Source organism: Paenibacillus sp. J22P277 (assembly GCF_059383675.1).
In genome coordinates, this window is the sequence record NZ_JBXENS010000008.1 from 441,471 (window position 1) to 465,869 (window position 24,399).

General features: G+C 62.7%; 24 protein-coding genes. 16 read left to right on the top strand and 8 right to left on the bottom strand.

From position 1 onward, the window contains the following. Positions 1-31: 31 nt before the first annotated feature. From AC50YL_RS28810 to AC50YL_RS28830, 5 genes are all read right to left on the bottom strand, one after another. Positions 32-1,534, bottom strand: coding sequence for a serine hydrolase domain-containing protein (locus AC50YL_RS28810; RefSeq protein ID WP_494836516.1), 1,503 nt, complete (start codon positions 1,532-1,534; stop codon positions 32-34). A 150-nt stretch (positions 1,535-1,684) separates the two neighbouring features. Further along, positions 1,685-2,362: a response regulator gene (locus tag AC50YL_RS28815; protein ID WP_494836517.1), complete on the bottom strand. Its 678-nt coding sequence runs from the start codon at positions 2,360-2,362 to the stop codon at positions 1,685-1,687. Then, the gene (locus tag AC50YL_RS28820; protein ID WP_494836518.1) at positions 2,359-3,582 is read right to left on the bottom strand and encodes a sensor histidine kinase; all 1,224 of its coding nucleotides are present in this window, start codon (positions 3,580-3,582) and stop codon (positions 2,359-2,361) included. The genes AC50YL_RS28815 and AC50YL_RS28820 overlap by 4 nt, the downstream gene beginning before the upstream one ends. 177 nt (positions 3,583-3,759) lie before the next feature. Further along, on the bottom strand, positions 3,760-4,347 hold the full coding sequence (locus tag AC50YL_RS28825) for a permease (RefSeq protein ID WP_494836519.1): 588 nt from the start codon (positions 4,345-4,347) through the stop codon (positions 3,760-3,762). Between the two features lie 611 nt (positions 4,348-4,958). Beyond that, positions 4,959-5,165: a cold-shock protein gene (locus AC50YL_RS28830; protein WP_161745478.1), complete on the bottom strand. Its 207-nt coding sequence runs from the start codon at positions 5,163-5,165 to the stop codon at positions 4,959-4,961. 232 nt (positions 5,166-5,397) lie between these two features. On the opposite strand from AC50YL_RS28830, the gene AC50YL_RS28835 reads away from it, so the two are divergent. The 8 genes from AC50YL_RS28835 (at position 5,398) to AC50YL_RS28870 (ending at position 14,090) form a co-directional block, all read left to right on the top strand. Continuing rightward, positions 5,398-6,489 (top strand): CgeB family protein, encoded by a 1,092-nt coding sequence (locus AC50YL_RS28835; protein ID WP_494836520.1) that lies wholly within the window; start codon positions 5,398-5,400, stop codon positions 6,487-6,489. Between the two features lie 44 nt (positions 6,490-6,533). Then, entirely contained in the window at positions 6,534-7,664 is a 1,131-nt protein-coding gene (locus AC50YL_RS28840) for a CgeB family protein (protein ID WP_494836521.1), read from the top strand. Positions 7,665-7,850: 186 nt separating this feature from the next. Then, positions 7,851-9,383, top strand: coding sequence for a glycosyltransferase family 4 protein (locus AC50YL_RS28845; protein ID WP_494836522.1), 1,533 nt, complete (start codon positions 7,851-7,853; stop codon positions 9,381-9,383). Positions 9,384-9,419: 36 nt separating this feature from the next. Beyond that, positions 9,420-10,517 carry a non-hydrolyzing UDP-N-acetylglucosamine 2-epimerase gene (gene wecB / locus AC50YL_RS28850; protein WP_494836524.1) on the top strand — a complete coding sequence of 366 codons (1,098 nt, stop codon included), beginning with the start codon at positions 9,420-9,422 and terminating at the stop codon, positions 10,515-10,517. Beyond that, a complete protein-coding gene (locus AC50YL_RS28855; protein WP_494836525.1) occupies positions 10,507-11,490 on the top strand; it encodes a polysaccharide biosynthesis protein in 984 nt (327 codons plus the stop codon). Before wecB ends, AC50YL_RS28855 begins: the two co-directional genes overlap by 11 nt. Beyond that, on the top strand, positions 11,487-12,320 hold the full coding sequence (locus AC50YL_RS28860; protein WP_494836526.1) for a dTDP-4-dehydrorhamnose reductase family protein: 834 nt from the start codon (positions 11,487-11,489) through the stop codon (positions 12,318-12,320). Before AC50YL_RS28855 ends, AC50YL_RS28860 begins: the two co-directional genes overlap by 4 nt. After that, positions 12,317-13,261 carry an NAD-dependent epimerase/dehydratase family protein gene (locus AC50YL_RS28865; RefSeq protein WP_494836528.1) on the top strand — a complete coding sequence of 315 codons (945 nt, stop codon included), beginning with the start codon at positions 12,317-12,319 and terminating at the stop codon, positions 13,259-13,261. Before AC50YL_RS28860 ends, AC50YL_RS28865 begins: the two co-directional genes overlap by 4 nt. A gap of 31 nt (positions 13,262-13,292) precedes the next feature. Continuing rightward, positions 13,293-14,090, top strand: a complete 798-nt coding sequence (locus tag AC50YL_RS28870) for a glycosyltransferase (protein ID WP_494836530.1) — start codon at positions 13,293-13,295, stop codon at positions 14,088-14,090. A gap of 250 nt (positions 14,091-14,340) precedes the next feature. Here the strand turns inward: AC50YL_RS28870 and AC50YL_RS28875 are convergent, their stop codons facing one another. Further along, entirely contained in the window at positions 14,341-14,718 is a 378-nt protein-coding gene (locus AC50YL_RS28875; RefSeq protein ID WP_494836532.1) for a VOC family protein, read from the bottom strand. Positions 14,719-14,861: 143 nt separating this feature from the next. Here AC50YL_RS28875 and AC50YL_RS28880 point away from each other — a divergent pair, with 143 nt between their 5' ends. The 7 genes from AC50YL_RS28880 (at position 14,862) to AC50YL_RS28910 (ending at position 20,629) form a co-directional block, all read left to right on the top strand. Next, positions 14,862-16,052, top strand: a complete 1,191-nt coding sequence (locus AC50YL_RS28880) for a GIY-YIG nuclease family protein (RefSeq protein WP_494836534.1) — start codon at positions 14,862-14,864, stop codon at positions 16,050-16,052. A gap of 62 nt (positions 16,053-16,114) precedes the next feature. Beyond that, positions 16,115-17,128: a serine hydrolase domain-containing protein gene (locus tag AC50YL_RS28885; RefSeq protein ID WP_494836536.1), complete on the top strand. Its 1,014-nt coding sequence runs from the start codon at positions 16,115-16,117 to the stop codon at positions 17,126-17,128. 39 nt (positions 17,129-17,167) lie between these two features. Then, positions 17,168-17,728: a GNAT family N-acetyltransferase gene (locus tag AC50YL_RS28890; RefSeq protein WP_494836537.1), complete on the top strand. Its 561-nt coding sequence runs from the start codon at positions 17,168-17,170 to the stop codon at positions 17,726-17,728. A 22-nt stretch (positions 17,729-17,750) separates the two neighbouring features. After that, positions 17,751-18,338: an HAD family hydrolase gene (locus tag AC50YL_RS28895; protein ID WP_494836539.1), complete on the top strand. Its 588-nt coding sequence runs from the start codon at positions 17,751-17,753 to the stop codon at positions 18,336-18,338. 6 nt (positions 18,339-18,344) lie between these two features. After that, positions 18,345-18,809, top strand: coding sequence for a GNAT family N-acetyltransferase (locus AC50YL_RS28900; protein WP_494836540.1), 465 nt, complete (start codon positions 18,345-18,347; stop codon positions 18,807-18,809). 45 nt (positions 18,810-18,854) lie between these two features. Then, entirely contained in the window at positions 18,855-19,787 is a 933-nt protein-coding gene (gene cysK / locus AC50YL_RS28905) for a cysteine synthase A (RefSeq protein ID WP_494836541.1), read from the top strand. A 50-nt stretch (positions 19,788-19,837) separates the two neighbouring features. After that, positions 19,838-20,629 (top strand): lipid II flippase Amj family protein, encoded by a 792-nt coding sequence (locus AC50YL_RS28910; RefSeq protein WP_494836542.1) that lies wholly within the window; start codon positions 19,838-19,840, stop codon positions 20,627-20,629. 368 nt (positions 20,630-20,997) lie between these two features. Here the strand turns inward: AC50YL_RS28910 and AC50YL_RS28915 are convergent, their stop codons facing one another. Together AC50YL_RS28915 and AC50YL_RS28920 are read right to left on the bottom strand one after the other, a co-directional pair. Further along, on the bottom strand, positions 20,998-21,711 hold the full coding sequence (locus tag AC50YL_RS28915; RefSeq protein WP_494836544.1) for a glycosyltransferase: 714 nt from the start codon (positions 21,709-21,711) through the stop codon (positions 20,998-21,000). A 112-nt stretch (positions 21,712-21,823) separates the two neighbouring features. Next, positions 21,824-22,906 (bottom strand): glycosyltransferase family 4 protein, encoded by a 1,083-nt coding sequence (locus AC50YL_RS28920; RefSeq protein WP_494836545.1) that lies wholly within the window; start codon positions 22,904-22,906, stop codon positions 21,824-21,826. A gap of 149 nt (positions 22,907-23,055) precedes the next feature. Between AC50YL_RS28920 and AC50YL_RS28925 the strand changes: the two genes are divergently transcribed. Continuing rightward, positions 23,056-24,192, top strand: coding sequence for a sn-glycerol-1-phosphate dehydrogenase (locus AC50YL_RS28925; RefSeq protein ID WP_494836546.1), 1,137 nt, complete (start codon positions 23,056-23,058; stop codon positions 24,190-24,192). The last annotated feature ends 207 nt before the right edge of the window (positions 24,193-24,399 follow it).

The following is a 24,399-nucleotide window of genomic DNA, read 5'->3' on the forward strand; positions in this document are numbered from 1 at the left end:
CGGAGCATGGGTTCATGCGCGGGCGCCTCGATCAAGCGCGGACAGGCTGCGCTTCGCGTTTGGTTTTATCGAACAGCAGCCTGAGAATGGCATTGGCGGTCAGAAGCGCGAGGAAACAGAGCAGCAGCAGAACGCCGTAAACCGTCGTTGCCGGCATCCAATCCAGGATGAAGCGCCAATCCGCGTTGGGAAAGACGAAGGTCGGCAGGAGGATGGCCGCGTAGACGACCGCAGCTAGCGCAAGGAGCAGGACGGCGGTCAACAGCGCGCGCACCGGCCGCATGCCGAGCTTCCGCTTGCCGGAACGGATCGCCCGCATGGCCAGAAACAAAGGCCACAGGGCCAAGAGGCTGAGCGGTCCCAGCGAGAGAATGAGCGTGGAGCAGACCTGGTCGGTCAGGACGTACACGTCGGAAAAATCCGTGCTTGCCGGATGCCCTTGCAGCAGTGCCATCGCGCCTTCCCCGATGGCGGTCGTGTAAGCGGAGTTCAGATTGGCGAGCACGACGACGCCTGTTTTGGCCGCGGGATCCATCACGATATAGGACGAGTAGTTCTCGATGTTGCCGCCATGCTGGATTCGCCCGTCCGCGGGATCGAATTCCCAGCCGCCGTAGTAGCGGAACGGGCTGTCCTTCGTCGGATGTACCGCATGATACCCCGCAGCTTCCGTCAGGCCGAGATTGAATTTCAACCAAGTCTCCATGTCGCTGCCGTTCGACAGAATGAAGCCGGATGGCGATTGGCTGCGGCTCAGCGGCGCCTCATAGGGACGAGCCCCGTAGAATCCTGCCTTGTACCCGGTGGCCATAAGCGGCGGAAGCGTCTCCGACCGGATGCTCGTGTTATTCAGTCCCAGGGGCTTGAAAATATGCTCGTTCATATATGCCGCATAGGATTGGCCGGAGATGCGCTCCGCCAGAAGCCCGAGCAGATTGAAATTCACGTTGGAATACTGGTACGTCGTGCCCGGTTCGGCGCGCAGCGGGACGCGCAACAGGCTCCGGGCGCCTTGTTCCAGCGCGTCCGGATCCGGCGAGGCGGGCACGTCGAGGAATGCCTCCGTCCCGAAACCGCTGGCATGCGCCATCAGCTGGTCCACGGTAATGTCGGCGGGCGCGCCGTCGTACGCGGCGTGAAACCAGGGCAAATAATCGGATACGGACGCAGCCAACCGGATCTGCCCCTGGTCCGCCATATTCGTGACCGCGAGCCCGGTAAACGATTTCGACAAGGAACCGAGCCCGAACACCGTGCCCGGGGTGACGGCCTGTCCCGACCGTTCGTCCGCGTAACCGAGACCTTCTTTCAGGATCGTTTTGCCGTCCCGGACGACAACGAGGGAAACCCCGGGGATGCTCCCTTGCTCCATATTCGCGCGCGCCAACCGCTCGATTTGCTGTTGGATGGTTGGCGCCTGCCCGCTCGGCGACTCCGTCCCCGCCGCATCGGCGTGCAGGTTCAAGCCCAACAAGCTGCCGATGCCGATCGCCGTCACAATCATTCGTTTCCCAAAGCGCCTTGCATTCATCATGTGTTATCGCTCCTCGTTTTCGTTTGCTTCTGCATTAAGTGTAGCAAGCGAAGCGTCGGGGCGAATCTGTGGAACGATAGAATCCGAACGGCAAAAAACGCATGCGGGCGCATGCGTTTTCGTTCCTTCGGCATGCCGTTATGCCGAAAGTCATGCCTCGGAGGCGGCGAAGCCGTACTTCACGGCGAAAATCGCGACCTGCGTACGGTCGCGCAATTCCAGCTTCGCGATGATGCTCGATACGTGGTTCTTGACGGTGCCTTCCGTAATGACGAGCTCCTCGGCGATTTCCCGGTTGTTCAGCCCGCGACCGAGCAGCCGCAGCACGTCCATCTCCCGCTCCGACAAGCTGCCGGCCTGCGACTGGCGCGGGTCGGCGGCGGGAAGGCCCGAGGCGTTCGCGGCGTCACGATGCTTCCGTTCCTCGAGAATCCGGGCCGTGATCGTCGGCTGCAGCACCGTGCCGCCGGCATGAATGGCGCGGATGGCGCTGACGATGGCATCCGAAGGCATATCCTTCAGCAGATAGCCGTTCGCGCCGTGCTCGAGCGCGTTGACGATGAGCTCGATGTCCTCGAACGTCGTCAGCACGAGCACGTTGACCTCGGGCAAATGGCGGCGGATCAGGCGCGTCCCTTCGACGCCGTCGACGACGGGCATCCGGATGTCCATGACGACGACGTCCGGCCGGTGCCGAACCGCCTGCTCGTAGGCGGCTTGGCCGTCCGCCACGGTCGCCGCTACCTCGATGTCCTTTTCCAACCCGATGATCGCGGCGAGCCCCTCCCTCATCAAGCGCTGATCGTCCGCGACGATGACTTTGATCATGTTGCTGCCCCCTTCGGCAAGGCCTGTCCGATGAACGGAAGGTCGATGCGAATTTCAAAGCCGTCTCCTTGGCGCGCGTCGATATCCAGCGTCCCGCCATGCTCCTGCACGCGCGCCTGCATGTTCAGGAGCCCGAACCCCGGCTTGACGTCCGGCTGGCCGGCACCGTTGTTCCGGACGGTCAAGGCGATGCGCCGGCCGGCGATGCGCAGCGTCACCCATGCCGCCGAAGCCGCCCCGTGCTTCTGCGCGTTCGTCAACGATTCCTGCACGATCCGAATCAACGTCAGATGCAGGGCGCCTTCGATCCCGTCCGCCTCCGGGCCGACGTCGACCGAGATCCGCATGCCGGTCATGTCCGAGAATTGGCCCGCAAGCCGGCTCAAGGATTCCCGGGCGGTCAGCTGCCGTTCTTCCTCGCGAATCGTCCGCACCGACAGCCGTACGTCCTGCAGTACGGAGCGGACCAGCTCCTCGCACTGGCGCAAGCTTTCGCGGCCCTTCGGCGGGTCGATATCCTGCAGCTTGCCGGCCAGCTCGAGCTGGATCAGCAGCGCGGTCAAATGATGGCCGACCGTATCGTGGATTTCCCGCGCGATCCGAATCCGTTCGCGGCTGACGGACAGCTCCTCGACCTGAAGGGCGTATTCGTTCAGCCGCTTATAGGAGCGTTCCAGCTCGCCGTGCAGGCGGACCGTCTGCAGGCGGGATTGCTTGTAATAACGGATCAACGAACCCACGAGGCAGGCGAAGACGACGAAGGAACCGTTCACGATATAATACGCGCCTTCGATGCGGCCGTATTTGTGCAGCTGAATCGCCACGAGCGCGATGACGTTGCAGGCGAAGAAGCCGTACCAGATGAACGTGGCCGTCCGCGATTGGATGAACATGAAGAAATAAAGGCCGGCTAATCCCATGAACAACAGATCGGGCGACTCGCGGTTCAGAAACACGTAGCTGTACGCGGCGGTAACGGCGGTATCGGCGGCGAGCACGAGCAGGATTCGCCACGAGGGCTTCATCGTCCGGTAGAGAAAATGGTTGACGGCGAAGATCGCCATGCTGCCGATCACGAAACCCTTGGTCCAGGGGGAGAGCGGGTGTTGAATGAATAAATACATCAGGCTGAGCACAAGAAAATAACCGAGCCTGACAAGGGAAAGCAGCTTGTAGCTGGAAGGGTTGTCCAGCTGCGCTTCTCCCGGTTGGGCCATCATGGCCTCACCTCGCTTCCCCATCATTATAATGGAAAATAAAGCGATCACAAGAAGGAGATGCCGAGGAAGGACAAGCCCCGCGTTCAACGGCGGCGATCCAAACAGCGATAAAAAAGGGCGCTCCTGCCGCAAACGTCGCCGTCAAGCGCGCCCGCGGGCAGGATGCGCCCGGTTCGTTCATTTGCCCGACAGCGTGTCCGTCAGCAGCGAGGCGAGGAGCAGGAGACCCATCGCGGCCGAGGACCAATACGCCCATTTCATCGTCGACGCCGTTCCGGTTCCGGCTGCTTTGGAGCGCTTCACGGAGGAACGGAGATAAAGGAGGAAACCGCCGGCGATCAAGACGGCTTCGAGCGCGGCGCTTACCGCCGGATGCTGCCAGAGCCCGAGGCCCAGCAGCGGCAGATCGCCGGCGTTGCCGGGGAGAATCGGCAGATCGGGACGGTGGACGATCAGATCGAGCAGCCAGTGGCTGAACACGACCAGCCCGACGACTGCGCCGGACCGCCTGCCCCAGAAGCGCCGTCCAAGCCAGGCCGCCAGCAGCGAGATCACGATAGCCCCGACGAGCGAATGCGTGTAATCCGCATGAATGAGCGCTCCGCCGTAGCCTTCGCGTTCGGCGACGATCGTTTCATGGCCCGACAGCAGCAGGGGCACGAATATGACGTCCAGCAGCTGCGTGCCCAGCATAAGCGCCCACACCGGCGTCTTCGCGTCGCCCGCCTTCACGGCGGCGGCCAATCCGAAATGTCCCGCGAACATTCAGTTCATCCCCTTTCCGTACAGCTTGTTGCCGCGCCCGATGCGCGCGTCAAGCAATCCGCAGATAACCGTAAACAACAGCATAAACACGACAAAACTCATCCGAGCAGCCTCCCCAAAGTTATTATAACCATCGGTTACTAACCTACGGTTATAATATAACCAATGGAAACTTGTGTCAATAGGATTCTTGGCGTCTTATTTCAAGACAATGTGCCGCCCCAGGGAAAGCCGCTTTTTCACTGGCGGAGCCGGCGGATGAAGAGCAAACGGGTCATTAGCCGCCTCGCTCGAGATGGCCGAGAAACAACATCTTGACGATCGATCAATCAGCGGAGCGGGACGCCCGCCATTCGCGGCCATCGCCGCCCCGAGCGTAGGGGCCATCCCGTTCCGAAGTGAAAGGCCCGTCCAATCAGAGGATATGCTGCTCGTAAAGGCGGCGAGTATAGGATCTTTATAAAATAAAAACCAGGCAACTCCCGTCAGCGTCCGCGACGGGAATTGCCTGGTTTTTGTGTACCTCGTTCGGGATTTTCATGAAAGTCGGTGAACGAAAGCGACCGCAGGTCATGCCCTTCACCGTCATTGCATGAAAATCACAGCCTGTCTTATTGGAAGCCGCGTTTCGTGCCGTTCGTCAGGACCGGCAGGCTTTTGATTTGGCTGGTCATGCTGGAATGGCAAATGGGGCAGCTCGGGAACTCCCCGAACGAAAAATCGTTTCTCATCCAGCAAGAGCAGTTCTCGTTCGTGCATGTCCAAATGGACGTCTCTTCTTCCGGGATCGGTTCGACTTGTTTCTTTGAGAAATGAATGATCAAGCCCTCCTTCGTTCGCATGCCTTCGACCTCTTTTAATATGTGACGGGACTGCCAGATTTATACTACTTTTTTGCGATTTCCGAACGAATGCGCCGCGTGTCGTCCGGTACGTTCGCCTTGGGGGTCATCAGCCAATTTTGCGGGGTGCGCGGACAAGTGACCACGAGCCTTGCCCGTCATTCGCATATATATGGAGACAGAAGAATGAAACTCAGGGGTGGCGACTGTGCAGACAAAGGAACGAGTAACGGATCAGGCCGCGACGGCAGGATTCACATGGGGCTACGAGAACGGCCTGCGGGACGGCGCCTGCGAATATTTGGTCCGGCAGTTGCAGCCGGCCGCCCCGCCGAAACGGAATTGCAGCGTCCTCTACGTTCCGCAGGGCTTCGAAGCCATCGATCAAGGCGTCATCGAAGCGCTGCGGTTGACGGTCCGCGAAGTCTACGTGGCGGAGCCCGCGCGAATGGCGGAGCAGGCTTCGCTCGTCCGACCCGACTGGATGCTGGTGCTGAACGGGCTTCACGTCTTTCCGCCCGATCATTTGGAGCAGGTCGATGCCGTTCGTTCGCTCGGAATACGGACGGCTATTTGGTTTGCCGACGATCCGTACGTCACGGCGGATACGATGTACATCGCGCCCCGCTACGACGCCGTGCTGACGCACGAGCTGAGCACGATCCAGATGTACCGGGAACGCGGCTGCGCGAAAGTCGTCTACATGCCGCTGGCCGTCGACCAGCTGCGGTTCAAGCCGATGACGGTCGAGGAGAAATACCGCAGCGACATTTGCTTTATCGGCCAGGCATTCTGGAACCGGGTGGAAATGTTCGACGCGATCGCGCCGTACCTGAAGACGCGCAAGGTATTCATCGCCGGCGGGCTGTGGGACCGGATGCGCAGCTTCAAGGAGCTGAAGCGGTTCATCCGGATGGGGTGGCTGCCGGTCGAGGAATCGATCCGTTATTACAACGGCGCCCGGATCGTGATTAACCTGCACCGGACGACCGAGACGGGCAAAGACAACAAGAACGTGCTGGGTCTCCCGGGACGTTCCATCAATCCCCGCACGTACGAGATCTCCGCCTGCGGAACGCTGCAGTTGACGGACCGGCGGGAGGACCTGACGCAATACTACAGGCCGGGTTCCGAAATCGAAACGTTCGCGAACGCCGACGAGTTGAGAGCCAAGCTGGATTACTACCTGACGAACGAGGATGAACGCCGCGCGCTCGCGCTGCGGGGCTTGCGCCGGACGCTCGTCGACCATACGTATACGCGGCGCCTGCAGCAGATTGCCGAGGTGCTGGGATGGTAAACGGCGCGCCGCGGACAACATCGGCACGGGGGAGGAGAAGGAGCATGAAAACGACGCAACGAAAACGGCGCGGCAGGACGGGAGGCGGCCGTGCCGCGTCCCCGGGCGCGAAGGCCGGATTCCGGCTGGGCTGGGAGCACGGGCATTGGTTCGGACGCTGCGAGGCCGCGCTCCAAAGCAGCATCCAGCCGCCGCCGCCGCTGAAGCAGGCGCATGTCCTGTTCGTGGCGACCGGCAAAGGCTTTCCGTATTCGCCGCTCGATATCGCGATCGCGGAGGCCTTCCGCGGCCAGGTCACGCAATTGACCATTACCGACACGAAGCAGCCCGTCGCCGATCTCGCCCTGCGGATCATGCCGGATATCGTACTCGTGCTGGACGGCTTGGAGTTCGACGTCGCCCAGGTCGACCGCATGCGCGAAGCCGGCATCCGCACGGCCATCTGGTTCACGGACGATCCCTATTACACCGACATCACGTCCTCGCTTGCCCCGCACTACGATATCGTCTTTACGCTGGAGCTGGTCTGCGTCGACTATTACCGCAGCCTTGGCTGCGCCGACGTGCATTATCTGCCGCTCGGCGCGGATCCCGTGTCCTTCCGCCCGCGCAATCCCGAACGCTCGCAGCGCCACGAGATTTGCTTCGTCGGCTCGGCGTACTGGAAGCGGGTGGAGTTCTTCGATCAGGTTACCCGTTACCTCGCCACCAAGGATACGCATATCTCGGGCATCTGGTGGGAGCGCTTGAAGGAGTTTCGGCTGCTCGCCGGCAAAATCGAGCTCGGCCGCTGGATGGGGCCGATGGAGACGGCCAATATGTACAACGGCGCCAAGATCGTCATCAACATGCACCGCTCCCACAACGACGACACGTTCAACAACAACAGCGCGGGCATCGAGGCCGTCTCGCCGAATCCGCGGACGTTCGAGATCGCGGGCTGCGCGACGCTGCAGCTGACGGACGCGCGGAACGACCTGGTCTCCTTTTATACGCCGGGTTACGATATCGTCACCTATTCGACCCCGCAAGAGATGATAGAGAAGATCGACTATTATCTGACCCACGAGGAGGAGCGGCAGACGATCGCGATGCGCGGCATGCTCCGGACGATGCGCGAGCATACGTACGGCAAGCGGATCGAGCGCCTGCTCGGGCTGCTGTTTCCGGTATGAACATGCGTCCGTGACCGGCGCGCAGCCGGGCGCGGCGCCATTTTGTGCGTTTGCTGGCGGTCCAAATGTCGTGCCGCGTCAACGGCCTTCCAAATACAATATAAGAACTAGGATCGAAGAATAGAGCGATACGGGACGGAGGTGAGCGCCTGCTCGTTGACAGCCGCCGACGAGCGAGGCAGCCGATTGAAGCAAACCAAGCCGAAAATGCTGATCTTCTCGCATATTTGCAGTCCGCAATACGTGACGGGTGCCGAGAAGCTGTTGTTGTTCATGATTCGCGAACTGCTGCCGATCTACGCCTGCACCCTCGTCGTTCCCACGGAAGGCGTCATTGCCGCGCATGCCCGCAAGCTCGGGCTTCCGGTCATCGTGCAGGATATTCCGCTGATCGTTCCGCTCTACCTGGCCCTCCCGCATATGAACGAAGAGATTGCGACCAAGCAGCAGGAGCCGTCTTGGCGCGATCTCGTCCTCCTCATGAACAAGGAGCAGCCGAACGTCATCCTGGCCAACACCTGCGTCCACCCGCTTCCCGCCATCGCCGGCAAAGCGCTCGGCATCCCCGTCGTCTGGTCGGTGATGGAGGCGATCCGCGAGACGCCGCTGACGCCGGCTTCGGCCGCGCTGATCGAAGCGCACGCCGACTTCGTGCTCGGCATCTCGGAGACGGCGCTCGCGCCGCTGCGCACGCCGGGCATGATCCCGAAGACGACGCTCATTCCGCCCTCGTGGCATCAAGCGGAGCTGCGGCCGGAGGGATGGGGACAGCATCGCGCGAACCGGCGCAGGCATCTCGGCATCGCGGAGCATGAACGGCTGGTCGGTTATATCTCCTCCTCGATTTTCGAGGGCAAAGGGCTGGAGCACTTCATGGAAATGGCGGTCAAGACCGCGGCGTTTCATCCCAAGGCGCGGTATCTGATCGTCGGCAACCCCGTCGATCCGCCGTATTTCGAACGGTGTCTCGACATCGCCCGCGCGGCCGGCGTGATCGAGCGGTTCCGCTGGCTCCGGTTCGAGGAGCAGGTGGCGACGGTGTACCCTGCCATGGATATCCTCGTGGTGCCGAGCTTGATGCCGGAGGGCTTCGGCATGACGGCTCTGGAAGGCATGGCTTTCGGCAAAGCGGTCGTTGTCTACGGCTCCGGGGGATTGGCCGAGATCGGCCGGGCGACCGGTAACGACGCGTATGTCGTGCCGACGGGCGATATCGAGGGATTGGCGGCGAACGTATCGGCGCTGCTGGGCAACGAAGAGCTGCTGCAGGGGGTCGGCGCCCGCAATGCGCGCGAGGCGCATGCCGCGTTCGGCATCATGGCTTATCGGGAACGGCTGCGCAGGTTCACCGACGTCGTCAAGCAGCAGGCGGCGCGTCCGCCGACGGTGATCCAGGGCAGCGGGCCGGCGATCTATCTGTTCGACCGCGGTACGCTCCGGCCGTTCCGGACGATGGAGGCGTTCACGGCCGTCGGTTACCGGATCGAAGAGGTGCGGCCCGTGCCGGATGCCTTCATCGCCGTTTGGCCGGTCGGCGAGCCGATCGGCACGGCTCTGCCGCAGGCCCGCAAGCGGCGCCGGCTTCGCGCGGGCAAGGGCAAGCGCCGGCGCCGCGGCCGCCGAGGCGTCCTGAAGCCGCGGCGCGGCCTCGGGGGAGGCAAGGCGCGTCGCGGGAAAGCCGCCCCCGGCGGAAGGAAACGGCGCCGCCGCGCATCGTAGCGGCAGTCAAGAGAGCGAACGAGGGAGGAACGTTTCATGCGCGTTGTAACGATTTTGGGCACGCGCCCGGAGATTATTCGCCTGAGCCTCATTATTCAAAAGCTGGATGCGCTGGCCGAAAAGCATGTGCTCGTGCATACCGGGCAAAACTTTTCTCCTTCCCTGTCGGACGTGTTTTTCCGGGAGCTCGGCCTGCGGAAGCCGGATGTGCTGCTCACGGACGCAAAGCAGACGCTGGGCGGCCAGCTGTCCGTCATGTTCGCGGAGACGGAGCGGGTGCTGACGGCGCACAAGCCGGACGCGGTCCTGCTGCTCGGCGACACGAACAGCGCGCTGTGCGCGATCATCGCCGAACGCATGGGCATTCCGGTCGTGCACATGGAAGCGGGCAACCGCTGCTATGATCTGTCGGTTCCGGAAGAGAAGAACCGCCGGATCATCGACGCGGTATCGAGCATCAACATGCCTTACACCTCCTACAGCAAAGGCAATTTGCTGCGCGAGGGCTTTCCGAGCAACCGGATCGTGCAGACGGGCAATCCCATCCACGAGGTCATCGCGCATTACGCGCCGCAGATCGAAGCCAGCGACGTGCTGGAACGGCTCGAACTCGAGCCCGGCGGGTACGTGCTCGTCACGGCGCACCGCGCGGAGAACGTGGATGCGCCGGAACGTCTGGCCGGCATCCTGGAAGGTTTGAACCGGGTGGCGCGGCGCTTCGACAAGCGCGTCGTCTGCAGCGTGCATCCGCGCACGCGGTCGCGGATCGACGCCGGCTCGGTGCAGGTCGACATGGACGCGCGGGTCGAATTTTACGAACCGATGGGATTTTTCGACTTTGTCCGGCTGGAGCGGCACGCGCTGCTGGCCATCACGGACAGCGGCACGGTGCAGGAGGAATGCTGCCTCTTCGGCGTACCGACGGTGACGATCCGGCAGACGACGGAGCGTCCGGAGACGATCGATTGCGGCAGCAACGTCGTCTGCGGCCTGCATCCGCAGCGGATCGAGGAAGCGGCGGCGGTCATGACCGCGCTGCCCGCGAAGTGGGACTGTCCGGAAGGGTACTTGGCCGGCGACGTATCGGATAAAGTGGTTAAATTTATGCTTGGAGGGAAATGGAATGTTTACTAATCAGCGCATACTGGTCACCGGGGGAACAGGGTCCTGGGGCTATGAATTGATTCGCCAGCTGCTGCCCCAGCAGCCCAAACAAATCATCGTGTTCTCCCGCAACGAGTCCAGCCAGGTGGCGATGAGCCGTTCGTTCGAGGATTCGCGCCTGAGCTTCTGCATCGGGGATATCCGCGATAAAGAAGCGCTCATGCGGGCGTGCGAGCGCGTGGATTACGTGTTTCATTTGGCGGCGCTGAAGCATGTTCCGGTCTGCGAGGATCAGCCTTACGAAGCGCTCAAGACGAACGTGATCGGCACGCAGAACGTCATCGAGGCCGCCATCGCGAATAACGTGAAACGCGTCATCTACATCTCGACGGATAAGGCGGCGAACCCGTCCAATTTCTACGGCATGACGAAGGCGATCGGCGAGAAGCTGATCGTGTACGCGAACCTGCTCCATTCCGAGACGACGTTCGTCTGCGTGCGCGGCGGCAACGTGCTCGGCACGAACGGCAGCGTCGTGCATCTGTTCATGAACCAGATCAAGAACAAGAACCAGGTCCGCATCACGGACATGAAAATGACCCGCTTCTTCCTGACGCTGCAGGATGCGATTACGCTGCTGTTCAAGGCGTCCGAAGAGAGCGTCGGCGGGGAAATCTTCGTCATGACGATGCCGACCTGCCGGATCGTCGACCTGGCCGCGGTCCTGATGGAGGACATGGGCATCGACGCGGAAGTAGTGGAGACCGGCATCCGTCCGGGCGAGAAAATCCACGAGATCCTGCTCACGGAGCACGAAAGCACGACGACGGTCGCGTACGACGACGAGTACCTCGTGATATTGCCGACGCTCGATATTCCGGGGCTCCGCCAGCACTACGGCGCGCATACGAAAGTCGCGTTCGACAGCTACTGCTCCAGCGAATCGCTGATGTCCAAGGAAGAGATCCGCTCCATGCTCGTGAGAGGCGGGTTCCTCTCATGAAGCTCCTCGTCATCGCAGGGAACGGGATGGCGGGTCATATGCTGATCCGCTACTTCCGGGAGGTTCATCCCGAGGTCGAGATCGCCTATACGACGCGGCGGGCGGACGGAACGGGCAGCCTCGCCCTCGACGCCACGGACGCGGAAGCGGTGGCCGACGCGGTAAGGACGGTGCGGCCGGATATCGTCGTCAACGCGGCTGGCGTCTTAAATCAGGACGCCGAGATGCATCCGCTGCAGGCGTATCTGGTCAACGGCCTGCTGCCGCACTGGCTTCGCTACGCGGCGGACGCGATCGGCGCGCGCGTCATCCATATCAGCTCGGACTGCGTATTCAGCGGCGAACGGGGTTCCTACGCGGAGAGCGACCATCCGGACGGCGCGTCGGTCTACGCGCGTTCGAAGGCGCTCGGCGAGATGGTCTACGGCCGGCATCTGACGATACGCACCTCGATCATCGGGCCGGAGATCCGGCCGCAGGGCATCGGCCTGCTCAAGTGGTTCCAGGCGCAAAGCGGCACGGTGAAGGGCTACGCGAACGTTTTCTGGAACGGGGTGACGACGCTGGAGCTCGCGAAGGCGATCGCGTACGCGATCGAGCATCCGGAGATCGGCGGCCTCGTGCATCTGACGGCGAGCGAATCGGTCAGCAAACATACGCTGCTGCTGCTGTTCCAGGCGGCCTTCGAGGCGGAAGGGGTTCGGGTCGTGTCGGACGACGCGGTCAAAATCGACCGGACGCTTGTTTCGACGCGGCACGATTGGCGCTTCCGGACGACCGGGTACATTCCGATGCTGGATGAACTGGCGCAGTGGATGAAGCGCGGATGAGCGGGCAGCGCTTGCTCGTCACGGGCGCAGGCGGGTTCTGCGGCGAGCATGCCTGCCGAGGCTTCGCCTCCCTCGGCTGGCGCGTAACCGCGGCGGTCCGCCGGCTGCCGGAAGCGGGCTCGCCGGAATGGGCATGGCTGGGCGCCGCCGATGACGTGCTGGCCTGCGACTTGGCCTCGCGCAGCGAGACCGAGGCGCTCGTGCGGCGCGCGGCGCCGGACTGCGTCCTGCATCTGGCGGGCGCCAACGCGGTCGGCGCGTCGTGGAGCGACCCGGCATCCGTGCTGCAAAGCAACGTCATGGGCACCGTGCATTTGCTGGAGGGGGTGCGGCGGCTCGGAACGCCGTGCCGGGTGCTGGTTGCCGGCTCGATGCTGCGCTTTCCCCTGGCCGTCGACGGCGACGCGGGGCCGAAGCCGCAGCATCCGTACAGCTTGAGCAAGACGATGCAGGTGCTCGTCGCGCAGAGCTGGGCATCGCTCTTCGGCATGGAGATTATCGTCGCGGAACCGTCGAATTTGATCGGTCCCGGCCGGTCCGGGGGGCTGTGCGGCCTGCTCGCGCGGTACGCGGCGGGCGCGGAGCGCGCGGCGGCGGCCGGGGAGGAAGCGAACGCGCCGTTCCGGTTCTCCTCGCGCGGCGAACGGCGCGACCTGCTCGACGTGCGCGACGCGATCGCCGCGTACGACGTGCTGCTCCGCGCAGGCGAGAGCGGCCGCGTCTATGCCGTGGCGTCCGGCGTCATGCGGACGCTCGAGGAGATCGCCGAGGCGTTCGGCGATCTGGCGCTGCATCCGCTGCGCTGGGAATTCGGCGACTCGGACGCGGCCTCGCCGGCGTCGTCCGATCCCGGCGCGGTCGCGGCCCTCGGCTGGGCGCCGCGCTATCCGCTGCGGCAATCGCTGCGGGATGCGCTGGCATCCGCCCGGCTGAACGTTTGAACAGCATGCTGCATGCGGGAGGGGAAGCAAAATGGGGTTGAAATCCAACCGGCCGCTCGTCACGATCGTCATTCCGTTCTATAACGATCCGTACGTCGCGGAAGCGGTCGAAAGCGCGCTGACCCAGACGTACCAGGAGATCGAGGTCATCGTCGTCGACGACGGCTCGACGAAGCATCAGGACCAGCTGCGCCGGTACGAGGGGCGCATCCATTACATCGGCAAGGCCAACGGGGGAACGGCGAGCGCGCTGAACAGCGGCTTTCGGCTCGCGAACGGGAAGTACGTGGCCTGGCTCAGCTCCGACGACCGGTTCTACCCGGACAAAATCAGGCGCCAAGTCGAGGCGATGGAGCGGGCGGGCTCTCCGATCAGCCATACCGGGTTCGACGTCATCGACGGCCGCGGCAAAATGACCGACTTCGAGATTATCCCGCCCGGCATCGCGTCGGGCGACTTCTACCGGGCGTTCCAGCACGGCAATCCCGTGAACGGCTGCACGGTCGTCATGACCAAGGAGCTGTACCGGATTACCGGTCCGTTCAACGAAAAGCTGCGCTACACGCAGGATCTGGATTATTGGTTCCGCGTGCTGCTCTCGGGAACGCCGTTCCTGCTGGTCCCGGAGCCGCTCTGCGCTTACCGGAGGCACGAGGCGATGGGAACGCTCAAGCATGCCGACGCGGTCGCGCTCGAAACCAGAGGCACCTTCGCGAGGTACGAAGCGCGCTGGCAGTCGTATTTGAAGCAGCTCGGCCTTCTCCCGCGGGGACGGGAGCTGCCGCGCAAGAAGCCGGAAAGCGGCAAGCAGCGCGGCACGTCGCGCTGAACGAACAGCCGGGGATCGCGTCCTGCGATCCCCGGCTGTCGACGGCGTACATATAAGCGTTCAAAGCGGGTGCGGTAGAGGCCGCGGTCGAACCGGCGATCGCGGCCCGGAGGCATTGATGTCGACGAACGGATTGCAGCCGATACCTGTCGAACCGGCGTTTGCGGTCCGGCAGCATTCTTGCACGCCCGGCCGAAGCCGCTCGAACGGGCACTTGCGGCCTATGCGTTCGGTCAGGCTTGTCCGCTCGTCAGGCGAACAAGCTGATCAGGTTGCCGTCCGGGTCGGCGACGATCGCGTAGCGCTGGCCCCAGAAGGCGTCCCACGGCTCGCGGCGGCCTTCGTATCCCCGGTCGACGATTTGACCGTACAGCGCGTTCAAGGCTTCGGCGTCCTCGCAGCGGAACGCCAGCTCGATCCGGTGTCCGGCCGGCGGCTCCCAGCCGCCGTAGACGTCTCTCGCGACATCGATCGTGTCGAACGCGATGCGGACGCCCTCCTGCGCGATTTCCGCGTGCGGCTGGTCGTTCGCCTCATCGGGAATTTCGAATCCGAGCACGCGGTAAAACGCCAATGCACGGCTCATATCCGCGACGACGATGCCGACCATGTCGAGCTTGATTGCCATCCATATCGACTCCTTTCCCATTTTATCCAGTATAGCATAATCGGCCGGCGGTTCTTTCCTTATAGGCCTCGGCAGCGCTTTTCAAATCCGGCGGGCGGCAGTACAATGGAAGCCAGGGAACAAATGTTTGGCGATGACCGGCAATGCCAGCCGGCCGATCGAAAGAGGTGTTCGAAGAGATGGAGCATACGGAGCCGTTTGCGTTCAAGGCGGGCGATTACCCGGAGAAGCCGGGCTGCTATCTGATGCGGGACGCATCGGGACGACTGCTGTACGTCGGCAAATCCAAGAAGCTCAGAAGCCGCCTGCGGTCGTACTTCACGACCCGGCATACGCGCAAGCGGCTGCGGGAGCTCGTGGCGCAGATCGCGAGCATTGAAATCATCCTCGTCAATAATGAAACGGAAAGCCTGCTGTTGGAAAACAACTTGATCAAAATCCATAAGCCGCCGTATAACCGCGCGCTCAAGCGGGACAACAGCGGCTATGCCTATCTGGAGCTGACTGCGGAGCGCATCCCGAGGCTGGCGGTGCATTACCGGGATCGCCGCGAACAGGAGGATCCTGCCGCGGACAAGTCTCCCGGATCCGCGTCGCAGCCGGCATCCGCCGGGCCGAGGCGCTTCGGTCCGTTCGCGAGCGCGAGATTCCGCAACGAGCTGCTGGAATTTCTGGCCGACCATTACAAGCTGCGCGCGTGCGCGGCGCTGCCGAAGCGCGCCTGCCTGCTGCATCACATCGGCAAATGCAGCGGGATCTGCGAGGGCCATATATCCGAGGCGGACTATGCCAAGGACGTCAAGCAGGTGTCGGAGCTGCTGTTCGGCGGCAGCAAAGACGCCCTGATCGCCCGGATGTACCGGCAGATGGGCGAATACGCGGAGCAGCTCAAATTCGAGAAGGCGCAGAACATGCTGTCGCATATCCGCAACCTGGAGAAAACGCCGGAAGCCCAGATCGTCGACCGGGAAACGAACGTCAATCAGGAAGTGCTGTATTTCGGCAGCGACGGCGTCATGATCGCAAAGGTGCAGCAGGGCATGCTGCGGGATTTTCAGCTGCATGAGCTGGAGCGGGGATTCGCGGAAACCGCCTGCGACCGGTTTCTTATTCAGCGCTACAGGGCGGTGACGAAGCCGGACGAGCTGATCGTCAACCGGGTGGCCGACCCGGCGACGGTGCGCAAGGCGCTGCGACGTCCGGGAGAGGGACAAGCTCCGGCGCTGCGCATTACCCAGCCCAAGCGAGGGCTCAAGCACGCGCTGCTCGAACTATGCCGGGAGAATTACGAGTACCGCAAGGGCGGCGGAACAGGACGGACGCCGCACGATTGACAGTCATTGCATGGCCGCCGCATGCCGGCGCGATAGTTCTACATAGAGAAGGGAGAATGACCATGCAGCCGAGAAGCGACGCAAGCCAAACGTCGGGATTCCGCCGACTGGACGATTATATGCGCGGCGTCAAAGAAGAGCTCGCTTCCGGAGCGGCCTTGTGCGTCGTCAGAGGAGATGCCGTCGTTCATGAATGGTATGACGGCCGCTTCGATTCGAACCCGGGCAGCCGGGCGATCGACGCGGATTCGCAGTTTCATTTGGCCTCGATCCGCAAGACGTATCTCGGATTCGCCGTCAGCCTCGCCATCGAGGAGGGGTTAATCGCGAGCGTGGACGATCCCGCGGCGGATTATCTCGAGGACGCCGACCGAACGCTGCTGGAAGGCACCACGATTCGTCATTTGCTCACGCATACGCACGGCCTGCGGCAGGGAGGCGCGATGACCCGCGTCTTCCCGCCGGGTACGGGATGGAGCTACAATAACGCCGGCGTGAACCTGCTCATTCGCATCGTTCGGCGCGTCTTCGGCCGTCCGCTTGCCGAAGTGCTGCGCGAACGCGTCTTCAGGCCGCTTGGCTTCTCGCGGACGGACTGGCGCGCGGAGCCGGCGGAGCGTCTCGTCTGGATGAACGAGGCTTACGGCGGCGACCGCGGGGACGAAGCGAATCTGTTCGCCAGCGCGAGGGAGCTCGCTTATTGGGGGTATCTCCATGTGCGCAAGGGCCTTATCGGCGGCAGGCAGATCGCTCCGGCAGGCGTGTTCGAACGGGCGGTATCGATCGCCGCTCCGGAGGAGCTGCCGGCCGATTGCCCGCGCAACGGCTTCTTCTGGTGGGTGCAGGACCGCCCTTCGGCCGTCTCCGAATTAGGGCCGAAGCTGCCGCAAGGCGCGTTCCAGTCGCTCGGCGTATACGGATGCGCGGTACTTGCGATCCCGTCGCGCGACGCGGTGGCGGTCCGAATGCTGAACGCGTTCAAGCCGAATCCGCCCGGCTACGATTATTTGGCGGACATTCGCGGCTTCGGCGACTTGGTGATCGAGACGTTGGAATATGCTAGTATGAAAGAATAGATCGGCCTCGCGGGCCGCATGGCGGAGAGGAGAATGGCGATGGATCCGTTGTTGCTTGACATTCCGACGCAATTCGAGACGGAGCGGCTGCTGATTCGCGTGCCGCGTCCGGGTGACGGGCGCGCCGTATTCGAGGCGATGAAGGCTTCATTGCCCGAGCTGCGGGCATGGCTGCCGTTCGCCCGGCAGGAACCGACCGAAGCGGGCACGGAGGCGAATCTCCGCGTAGCCTGCGCCAAATTCATCCTGCGGGAGGATATGCGCTTGCTGCTGTTCGACAAGGCGAGCGGCCGTTTCGTCGGCTCCTCGGGTCTGCACCGTCCGGACTGGGACGTGCGGAAATTCGAGATCGGCTATTGGCTGGACAGCCGGCTCTGCGGGCAAGGCTACATGACGGAAGCGGTGCAGGGCATCACGGCATTCGCGTTCACGGAGCTGCTGGCGCGCAGGGTCGAGATCCGCTGCGACGCGCTGAACGAGAAGAGCCAGGCGATTCCGATGCGTCTCGGCTATTGGCACGAAGGCACGCTGCGCAACGACGGTCTGTCGGCGGACGGGACGCGCGTGCGGGATACGTATATTTTCGCGATGATTCCGTAATCGACAAGCCGGAGGCGCATGAATGAACAAGAAACAGTTGATCCTGGATGCCGGCGGCGTGATCGTCACGAATCTGACCCCGGGTTTCTGGGAAACGATCGCGGCGGCCGCATCCAAGAGCTATGAAGAGATCAGGGCGGCGTACGCGGCCGATATTCGCGATGGCTTATGGACGGGCGCGCTCGGGGAAGCCGAGTTCTGGCGCTGGCTGAGCGCGCATTGTCCGGGATTGGCGGAGCAGGAAGCGCGGACGCTGCTGCACCGCAGTATCCGGCTGCTGCCCGCATTTCATTGCATACCGGCATGGAGCGAGCTGGCGGACGTGCATATTCTGAGCAATCACCGCGCAGAATGGCTGGCGCCTTATTTGGAAGGGCTGCGGCCGCATCTGGGGCATGTCGTCATCTCGAGCGAGGCAGGGGCAAGCAAGCCTTCCGGGGAGATTTACGCCGCCCTGCACGCGAAGCTGGATCCGTCGGCATCCGTGCTGTACGTGGATGATCAGCGCAAAAATCTGACCGCCGCGGAAGCGCTCGGCTGGCTGGGCCTGCTGGCGGACGAAGAAGGTTCTTGGATCGAACAAGCGAATCGATGGCTGCACAAGGAGTAGACAACGATGCATGAATTGACATTAAAGGACGTAGGGATTAAAGATCCCGATTTGCTTGGGCTGATCGACCGGCTGGATGCTTATTTGTATGGCCTGTATCCGCCGGAAGAGGTGTTCGGCGTCGATTTGGACAATCCCGAATTGGCGGACATCCATTTCGTCGCGGCGTATCTGGACGGGAAGCCGGTCGGCTGCGGCGCGATCAAGAAGATCGACGCGGCGTCCACGGAGCTGAAGCGCTTCTACGTGGAACCGGAAGCGCGCAACCTAGGCATTGCCGGTCGGATGCTCCGCTATCTGGAGGACAAAGCCGGCTCGCAGGGCTATGCGCGCATCCGTCTGGAAACGGGCGTTCCTCAGCTCGAAGCCGTGGCTTTCTATAAGAAGAACGGCTATTACGCCATCGAGCCGTACGGCGAATATATCGGCTGTCCGTCGAGCTTATGTTTCGAGAAGCGGCTGCAAGGCTAGGCTAGAGAACGTAAACGAAAATCGAATGAAAGAGGAGGGTGTCGGATGGCGGGCATCGCGCAAAATTTAACGGATTTGATCGGCAATACCCCGATGCTGGAGCTTTCCAAATTCGCGGGCGGCGAGCGGCTCGGGGCGAGAATCATCGCCAAGCTGGAGTATTTCAACCCGGCCGGCAGCGTCAAGGACCGCATCGGCTATGCGATGATCAAGGATGCGGAGGAACGCGGGCTGCTGAAGCCGGATTCCGTCATCATCGAGCCGACGAGCGGCAACACGGGCGTCGGACTCGCGTTCGCGGCGGCGGCCATGGGCTATCGCCTCATCATCGTGCTGCCGGAGAGCTTCAGCCTGGAACGGCGGAAGCTGCTGACGGCGCTAGGCGCGGAGCTGGTGCTGACGCCTGCGATGGAAGGCATGGCGGGAGCGATCGGGAAGGCCGAGCAGCTGGCGGCCGAAATCCCGCATTCGTTCATTCCGCAGCAGTTCGAGAATCCGGCCAATCCGGCGATCCACAAGCGGACGACGGCCGAAGAAATCTGGCGGGACACGGAGGGTGCCGTCGATATTTTCGTCGCGGGCGTCGGCACGGGCGGGACGATCTCGGGCGTCGGCGAGGCGCTGAAGCAGAAGAAGCCGTCCGTTCGGATCGTCGCGGTCGAGCCGTTCGATTCGCAGGTGCTGGCAGGCGGGAAGAAGGGCAGCCATGCCATTCAGGGCATCGGCGCGGGATTCGTGCCGGGCAACTTCAACCGCGCGGTCGTCGACGAGATCGTGCCGGTCCATAACGAGGATGCGATCGAGACGGCGCGCGCGCTGGCCAAGCTGGAAGGCCTGCTCGTCGGGATCTCGTCCGGCGCCGCGGCGTTCGCCGCGCTCGCGCTGGCCAAACGTCCGGAGAACCAAGGCAAGAACATCGTCGTGCTGCTGCCGGACACCGGCGAGCGGTATTTGTCCACGGCGCTGTTCGACGCGTAATGCCGATCGACTAAAGCATTCGGGCAGTTCCGGGAGAGGAGACGAACCGCTTGCTGACCAATCTCTTGGTCGTCTTCGCCATGACGACGATCATCCATACGGCGGAGACGCTCTCGTATGCCGTCCGGCTAGCGGGCGTTCGCCTGAACAAAATCGCAGTCGCGCTGTCTTTGACGGGCATGATCGTGCTCGTGTCGCGGACGGCGAACATGGTACAGGGGCCGATCGCGGCCAAATTCGTCGATTACGGACGAACGCATGCCGGGTTTCCCATGCTGCAGTACTTGCGCTTCACCCTGCTCGCGTCGTCGGTCGGCACGCTGCTCGCGATCGTCCTGTTTCCGACCTGCGTCAATCTGTTTGGCCGCATGATCGCGAAGCTGGAGGTGGCCGGTTCCGTGCCGAAGCTCGTGTCCAGCGTGACGATCGGCCAGCTCAAGAACACGCGGCATTATATTCGAGTACCCCGCTTCAATCTCAGCCGTTTCCGGTACCTGGACATCTCGAAGACGTTCATGCTGCTCAGCATCGTCGTCACGGCCTTCTACACCGTCGGCGTGCTGGCGGCGCTCTACGCGGCCCACTTGTTCCCCGAGCTGAGCTCGACGGCGGGGCAATCCTCCGGCATCATCAACGGCGTCGCGACGATTCTGCTGACGATCTTCATCGATCCGCAGCTCGGGCTCATCACGGACAAGGCGCTCGGCAGCGCGGAGTACCGGACGAAGCTCGGGAGAATCTACGTCGTGCTCATGACGACGCGGTTTCTGGGCACGATGGCCGCGCAGCTGGTACTGGTTCCGGCGGCCTACATGATCGGGTATTTCGTGAAGCTGATCTGAGCGGAGCAATGATTCACTGCGCGCCCCTACTACGTAACCGTAGATGAGCGGAGCGGCCGCAGTGGATCATTTTGTTTTATTGCGGGGCGCGGACGCCGGGGCAACGTTCGCGTACCACATTCTCGTGCTGCATTTGCTGCCGGCATATGTAAGGCATCCATTCGTGTAATCGTCCGTCCGCATCGACAGGCCGCCTCCCAAGGCAGCTTGTCCGCTTATCTTCGGGAGACGGACGGTTCGATGCATTGATAGGCGGAGGCGCGGGCGGACACGCCTTCCTCGCTCCGATGCCGGCGAAGGCGCCAAGCCGCGCCTTCCGGCCGGTGAGGCCGGAAGGCATCGGGCAGCCATGACGGGGCCGCCGTTCGCTATGGGAGCTGGGCGATCAGCTGATCCAGCTGGGACGCATAGCGCGCGGTGGTCATGCCGGCTTCGCCCATGATCGTGTCGAAATGGCGCACGGTACCCATTTGGGAATGGCGCCGGTAGATCGTGAGCGCTTCGTTCAAGTAATGAAAGTCCACGCGCTGCAGCAGGGCGCGGATCCAGAAATCGTAGTCGTGGGTATACGGCAGCCCCGGGTTGAACCCGCCAAGCTCCTCGAACAGCTCCTTGGTCATCATGATCGTGCATCCGTTGACCGGGCAGCCGGTCCGGATACCCTCGATAAAGGCTTTGGCCGACGGATATTTGGTGCCGGCCGCGTAATGCGTAATCGCGCCGTGCTCGTTCATGATATGGAAATCGGTATGGCAGATCCGGGCTTTCGTCCGCTCCATGTAGGCCGCCTGCTTGGCGACTTTGTCGGAGAGGAACCGGTCGTCGGAGCTGAGCCAGGCGATGTATTTGCCGGTGGCCATGGAAAAGCCGTGGTTCAGCGCGCTGCCCGTTCCGCCGTTGGCTTTGCCGATGTAATGGATGCGCGAGCGGTATGGCGCGATAACGTCCTGATGCCGGGTCGAGCCGTCGTCGACGACGATCACCTCGAGGTTCGGATACGTCTGGTAGAGCGCGCTCACGATCGCTTGATCGACATAGTGATCGTTATAGAAAGGAATGATGATCGATACTTTTGGCAGCATGATCGTGCACCTCTTCGAACAGAATGAGATTCCTCTTCCTACTTACTATACGGGGCCAGGGCGAATGCGACACGGTCAGCTGTTCCGGGGCGCCAGGCCATCTTTGGCCGGCTTAGGCCCGGAGTCCGAGCGCGCCCAGCACGTTGACGATGTCGGCGGAATACCGTCCAAGGGAGAACTGGGTACGGATATGCTGCTGCGCCTGCAGCCGGAGCTGCTCGGTTAACGGCCGGTTGCCGAGCAGTTCCTTCGCTTCCCGGACGGCTTCTTCCACGCTGCGCGAGAAGAAAAATTTGCCGGTCCGATTATGATCGATAAAGCAGCGGACGCCGTCGGAATCCGTGGATAGCACGGGGCAGCGGCAGCTCATGGCTTCCGCGACGGCATAGCCGAAGCCTTCGGTATACGAGGTCGAGAGCAGCATGCCGCCGGAATCGCCGATGGCCGATAAATAATGAGGCATATGGCCGTGCGGGATATTGGAGCGGACGAGAAGGCGGGCTTCCAGGTCGAGCTCGCGCACCAGCAGGTGGAATTTCTCCCGTTCGCCGGGCTCGGAGATCGTCGCGTCCTCGAACATCCAGAGCTGCAGGTCCGGCTTTTCCTTCGCGAGCGCGGCGGCGATGCGCAGATACAGCGGCCAGTTCTTGTTGTTCTCGAGCCGCCCGATCCAGCCGAGGATCGGCGCGCCGGACGGATTGAGCCAAGGGGACGGCCGATGGCTGAACTGGTCGGTATCGATCATGTTCTGCACGTAGAACCTCGGAAAATCGCCGAGATACCGCTGAAAGAGCACCATCATGTGCGAGGTCGGGGGGCTGATTGCGCCGCGGGCGTACATGCGGATGAACGTGGAGGCGAAGGCGAGCGTGGATTCGGCTTGTTCCGTGGTCCCGAGCCCCTGCGCCTCGTAAATGAGGGTGCCGCGGTACCCGAGTCCGTGCAGCCGCTGCAGCATCAGGTGGTCGCAGGTGACGACGATGGCGTCGTAGCCGCCGGTTTGCAGCACGCCCATGATTTCGAAGTCGTTGTTGGTCACGAAATGGGGAATGCCGGTCATGTTTTGCGTCCCGGCGCCGTTCCACAGGTAGAGGGCATGGGCTTCGATGCCGACGGCACGCAGCGCATGGTAGCGCAGCCGGTTGAGCGTCTCGATTCCGCCGCTTGGGATAAAGTACGTAAACAGTAGCTTCATGGCATTCCTACCTCCCGGTTTGACGCGCATTTACCCTAGTGTATGCCCGACTGCATTGGCCCGTTTGGGTACTTGTCAGCCATTCTGTAAGACTACCGATTCCTCGTTATGGTAAAATGAGGCTATTGAAGAAAGGGGATTCGATCGCCATGGACATCAAAGCAGCGCTGGACGAAATCAACGAAGCCGCGGCCAAGCAGCCGGAAGGGGTCGTATACGCTCCGATAACGATGGAGGGCGTGCTGGCAGCCGGAGCGCTCGCGCGGGTTGCGCCGTATCTCAAGCAGCAAAATTATTCGTCCGTCGTGATCGTGGTCGACGACAGCACATGGGAGGCGGCGGGAGAACGGCTCTCCGAGTTCTTGCGATCGGCTGCCGTTCCGTTCGGCGTGTGCCGGCTCAAGCCGAACGGGCAGGGCGACGTGATCGCGGACGAACGGACCCTCGTGCAGGCGATGCTGGAGACGCCGAAGGAAGCGCAGGCGATGCTGGCCGTCGGCTCCGGCACGATTCACGACGTGGTCCGGTTCGTATGCTCGCATACGAACCGGGTCTTCGTGTCCGTGCCGACGGCGGCTTCCGTGGACGGATTCACGTCCGTGGGCGCGCCGATTATCGTGGACGGCTTTAAGCAGACGGTCCCGGCGATCGCGCCGGCCGCGATCTTCGCCGACCTGGACGTGCTGTCGGCCGCGCCGCAGCGCATGACGGCCGCGGGCTTCGGGGATATGCTGGGCAAATTCACGTCGCTGGCGGATTGGCGTTTCTCCGCCGAGATGGCGGGCGAGCCTTTCTGTCCGCTCGCGTACGAGCTGACCGAACGGGCGCTGCTGCAATGCGTGGCGGCGGTCGACGAGATCGCATCCGGCTCTCAGCGAGGCGTGGAAGCGCTAATGGAGGCGCTGCTGCTTTCCGGCTGGTCGATGCTGCTCGTCGGCCATTCGCGGCCGGCTTCGGGAGGCGAGCATCATCTATCGCATCACTGGGAGATGGCGTATCTGAAGGAAGGCCGCAGGCAGCTGCTGCACGGCGCCAAGGTCGGCGTCGCTTGCGCGCTGCTGGCGAAGATCTACCGCGACCGGCTGGGCGAGGCGTATCCGTCGATATTCGGCGGGCTGCCGGAGGGCGAGCAGCTGCAGGCTTGGCTTCGACGGGCCGGGGGGCCGGCCGATCCCGAAGAGATCGGCCTGACGCGGGAGCTGATGGACGAATCGCTGCGGGAAGCGCATCAGCTGCGCGACCGCTATACGGGCTTGAAGCATCTGGTGCTGAACGGCGGGCTATAGACGATAGCCTGGCGGGTTATCCGAAGCAAGGCGCAGGCGCGCGTACATGACGTACGGCGGCTGCGCCTTTTTGTCGTTGCGCGGCTTATCGCGGTGCAGCGCGGATCAAGGGATGCGGATCGTGAGGGGTGTCATTATTGCAGAGCGTTTCTCGACCGCGGGTTCGTCCAAGGATTGAAGAATCCGACATCGGTGTATCTCGACGTG

What these genes read in the sequence shown, in the direction of transcription:
- AC50YL_RS28925 (WP_494836546.1), top strand. Translation starts at nt 23,056, where the DNA reads ATGGACATCAAAGCAGCGCTGGACGAAATCAACGAAGCCGCGGCCAAG.
- AC50YL_RS28825 (WP_494836519.1), bottom strand. Translation starts at nt 4,347, where the DNA reads ATGTTCGCGGGACATTTCGGATTGGCCGCCGCCGTGAAGGCGGGCGAC.
- AC50YL_RS28810 (WP_494836516.1), bottom strand. Translation starts at nt 1,534, where the DNA reads ATGATGAATGCAAGGCGCTTTGGGAAACGAATGATTGTGACGGCGATC.
- cysK (WP_494836541.1), top strand. Translation starts at nt 18,855, where the DNA reads ATGGCGGGCATCGCGCAAAATTTAACGGATTTGATCGGCAATACCCCG.
- AC50YL_RS28920 (WP_494836545.1), bottom strand. Translation starts at nt 22,906, where the DNA reads ATGAAGCTACTGTTTACGTACTTTATCCCAAGCGGCGGAATCGAGACG.
- AC50YL_RS28875 (WP_494836532.1), bottom strand. Translation starts at nt 14,718, where the DNA reads ATGGCAATCAAGCTCGACATGGTCGGCATCGTCGTCGCGGATATGAGC.
- AC50YL_RS28895 (WP_494836539.1), top strand. Translation starts at nt 17,751, where the DNA reads ATGAACAAGAAACAGTTGATCCTGGATGCCGGCGGCGTGATCGTCACG.
- AC50YL_RS28865 (WP_494836528.1), top strand. Translation starts at nt 12,317, where the DNA reads ATGAGCGGGCAGCGCTTGCTCGTCACGGGCGCAGGCGGGTTCTGCGGC.
- AC50YL_RS28855 (WP_494836525.1), top strand. Translation starts at nt 10,507, where the DNA reads ATGTTTACTAATCAGCGCATACTGGTCACCGGGGGAACAGGGTCCTGG.
- wecB (WP_494836524.1), top strand. Translation starts at nt 9,420, where the DNA reads ATGCGCGTTGTAACGATTTTGGGCACGCGCCCGGAGATTATTCGCCTG.
- AC50YL_RS28820 (WP_494836518.1), bottom strand. Translation starts at nt 3,582, where the DNA reads ATGATGGCCCAACCGGGAGAAGCGCAGCTGGACAACCCTTCCAGCTAC.
- AC50YL_RS28840 (WP_494836521.1), top strand. Translation starts at nt 6,534, where the DNA reads ATGAAAACGACGCAACGAAAACGGCGCGGCAGGACGGGAGGCGGCCGT.
- AC50YL_RS28860 (WP_494836526.1), top strand. Translation starts at nt 11,487, where the DNA reads ATGAAGCTCCTCGTCATCGCAGGGAACGGGATGGCGGGTCATATGCTG.
- AC50YL_RS28880 (WP_494836534.1), top strand. Translation starts at nt 14,862, where the DNA reads ATGCCAGCCGGCCGATCGAAAGAGGTGTTCGAAGAGATGGAGCATACG.
- AC50YL_RS28900 (WP_494836540.1), top strand. Translation starts at nt 18,345, where the DNA reads ATGCATGAATTGACATTAAAGGACGTAGGGATTAAAGATCCCGATTTG.
- AC50YL_RS28890 (WP_494836537.1), top strand. Translation starts at nt 17,168, where the DNA reads ATGGATCCGTTGTTGCTTGACATTCCGACGCAATTCGAGACGGAGCGG.
- AC50YL_RS28815 (WP_494836517.1), bottom strand. Translation starts at nt 2,362, where the DNA reads ATGATCAAAGTCATCGTCGCGGACGATCAGCGCTTGATGAGGGAGGGG.
- AC50YL_RS28870 (WP_494836530.1), top strand. Translation starts at nt 13,293, where the DNA reads ATGGGGTTGAAATCCAACCGGCCGCTCGTCACGATCGTCATTCCGTTC.
- AC50YL_RS28885 (WP_494836536.1), top strand. Translation starts at nt 16,115, where the DNA reads ATGCAGCCGAGAAGCGACGCAAGCCAAACGTCGGGATTCCGCCGACTG.
- AC50YL_RS28915 (WP_494836544.1), bottom strand. Translation starts at nt 21,711, where the DNA reads ATGCTGCCAAAAGTATCGATCATCATTCCTTTCTATAACGATCACTAT.